The organism is Rhodoferax ferrireducens (assembly GCF_003347515.1).
Lineage (GTDB): Bacteria > Pseudomonadota > Gammaproteobacteria > Burkholderiales > Burkholderiaceae_C > Rhodoferax.
Genome location: NZ_QEII01000162.1, coordinates 1 through 2246 on the forward strand (window position 1 = coordinate 1; position 2246 = coordinate 2246).

The 2246-nt window shown below is 69.3% G+C and carries 2 protein-coding genes and 1 pseudogene; all 3 read left to right on the forward strand.

Going from position 1 to position 2246, the window contains the following annotated elements; translation table 11 throughout:
- The coding region (locus tag C5P05_RS00865; RefSeq protein ID WP_157979164.1) for a TolC family protein at positions 1-1205 on the forward strand (1205 nt) is incomplete at its 5' end.
- Positions 1202-1786: a hypothetical protein gene (locus tag C5P05_RS00870; protein WP_157979165.1), complete on the forward strand. Its 585-nt coding sequence runs from the start codon at positions 1202-1204 to the stop codon at positions 1784-1786. The genes C5P05_RS00865 and C5P05_RS00870, both read left to right, overlap by 4 nt.
- Positions 1787-1807: 21 nt before the next feature.
- A pseudogene (locus tag C5P05_RS00875) lies at positions 1808-2246 on the forward strand (efflux RND transporter periplasmic adaptor subunit); the annotation flags it as partial.

Below are 2246 nucleotides of genomic sequence, written 5' to 3' on the forward strand. Positions count from 1 at the left end.
CACCGGGCTGGCCGAACAGGGCCATGGTGCTGACCGCCGGGCTGTTGCTGGCCACGGTCAGCCAGGCCCAAACCCTGGGCAGCGCCCTGGAGCAAGCGTGGTCGCGCCACCCGCAGGCGGCGGCTTTCAGCGCGCGGGAGTCCGAGGCCCAGGCGCGTGCCGAGGTGGCGGCGGGCCTGACCCCCGGACCGGCGTCGGTGTCGCTGTCCAACCTGACGGATCGTCTCAACGCCAACAGCGGCAAGAATGAGTGGGAACTTGAATTGGCGGTGCCGCTTTGGTTGCCGGGCCAACGGGCAGCACGCGGGCTTGAGGCCGGTAGCGCCACGTCAGAGCTGGCCGCACGGCGCGCCGCCCTGCGCCTGCAAATCGCCGGTGAGTTGCGCGAAGCCTGGTGGGCGCTGGCCCTAGCACGCCAGGCACTGGACTTGGGCGAGCGCCGCGACGCCGCCGCCCGCGCGCTGGAGGCGGACGTGCTGCGCCGCTTCAAAGCCGGCGAACTGGCGCGCCTTGATGCCAATCTGGCGCAGAACGAGCGCCTGGCCGCCGAGGGTGAGTTGCTGGAGGCGCGGTCGGCGCTGCGCCAGGCCGAGCAAAGCTATCGGCTGCTGACGGGGGAGGCTGCGCCCGCCTTGTTGAACGAGGAAAAACAGGAGCCGCCGCAAGACATGGGGGCGACCCATCCGCAATTGGCTGCAGCGCAGGCGGCCGTGCGGCTGGCGCAAGCCCGCTTGGGTGTTGCGCAGCAAAACCGCCGCGAGGCGCCCGAGTTGGCGCTGCGGGTGGTGCGTGATCGCGGTGACTTCAACGCGCCCTACGCGAACATGGTGGGTGTCAAGCTCACCGTGCCGTTTTCTTCCGGTGCCCGCGTGCGCCAGGAAACGTCGGCAGCCCAGGTGGAAGCTGCGCAAGCTGACGCAGAACTGGCGCTGGTGCAGCAACGGATCGAACTCGATGCGGCGCGCGCCCGGCTGGATATGGACGCGGCACAACAGCAATTGACCCGCGCACAGGAACGCAGGGCCTTGACGGCCGACACCCTGCGCCTGAATGAAAAATCGTTCGCGCTGGGGGAGTCGGACCTGGCCACCCTGCTGCGCGCGCGCACCGCGGCGTTCGAGGCCGAAGCCTTTTTCAACCGGCAGCAAACCGCCCGCTTTGCGGCCTTGTCACGCCTGAATCAATCCCTGGGAGCCTTGCCTTGAATACCGCCTTGACCTTGAAATACCTGGGAACAGGGCTCGTGTCCCTGTCCTTCGCCCTGGCGGCATGGGCCGGCGGCGACAGCAGTGACGGGCATACCCACGCGGCGCCGGTGCCCGTGGTGCCCGCACCCCTGGCCACGGCTTCGCCGCGCATCAGCACCGAGACTGATCAGTTCGAGCTGGTCGGTGTGCTTGAAGGCAAGGTGTTGACACTCTACCTGGACCAGTTTGGCACCAATGCACCGGTGCCCAAGGCGCAGATCGAGGTCGAGAGCGGGGCCTGGAAGGCGGTGGCCACCGAGGTGTCGCCGGCGGTGTATGCCGTGCCGGTCGAGCGGTTGACCCAGCCGGGCAAGCACCCGTTGACGATCACGGTGCAGGCCGGTGACGTCGCTGACCTGATGAACGCGACGCTGGAGGTGGGCCCGGCCGGTGCGGCCGGTGCCGGTGCCCAGCACACGCATTTTTGGGGCGAGTGGGCGGTGTGGTGGGGCGCTGCGGCGCTGTCGCTGGCCGCCGTCGCGCTGGTCGCGATCCGCCGCCGCCGGCAGAGCAGCCGCCAGCAGAACCGCAAGCACTAAACCCTGAAACGAAAGCATTGAATGAAGCGAATCAATCACAGTCCTCTTGCCGCTGTTCTGACGGCCGCTCTGCTGGGCCTGGCCGGGGCGCAAGCTTGGGCCCACGGCGACGAGGACCACAGCCAGGACAAGAAGACGCCTGCCGCCCAATCCGCCGGCGCCATGCCGATGGAGGTGACTTCAGCCCAGCGCTTGCCGGACGGCAGTCTGTTTGTGCCCAAGGCGGTGCAGCGTCAACTCGGCATTCGCACCGTGCTGGCCGAGACCCGCGAGCTGGCCGCCAGCGTCGAGCTCAATGGCCGGGTGATTGCCGACCCCAATGCGGGCGGCCGGGTGCAGGCCAGCCAGGCCGGGCGCATCGAAGCCGGGCCCAAGGGCCTGCCGACGCTGGGCCAGAAGGTGCTGAGGGGGCAGGTGCTGCTCCGGCTGCGGCCGGTGGTCGGCAGCCTGGAGCGCGGCA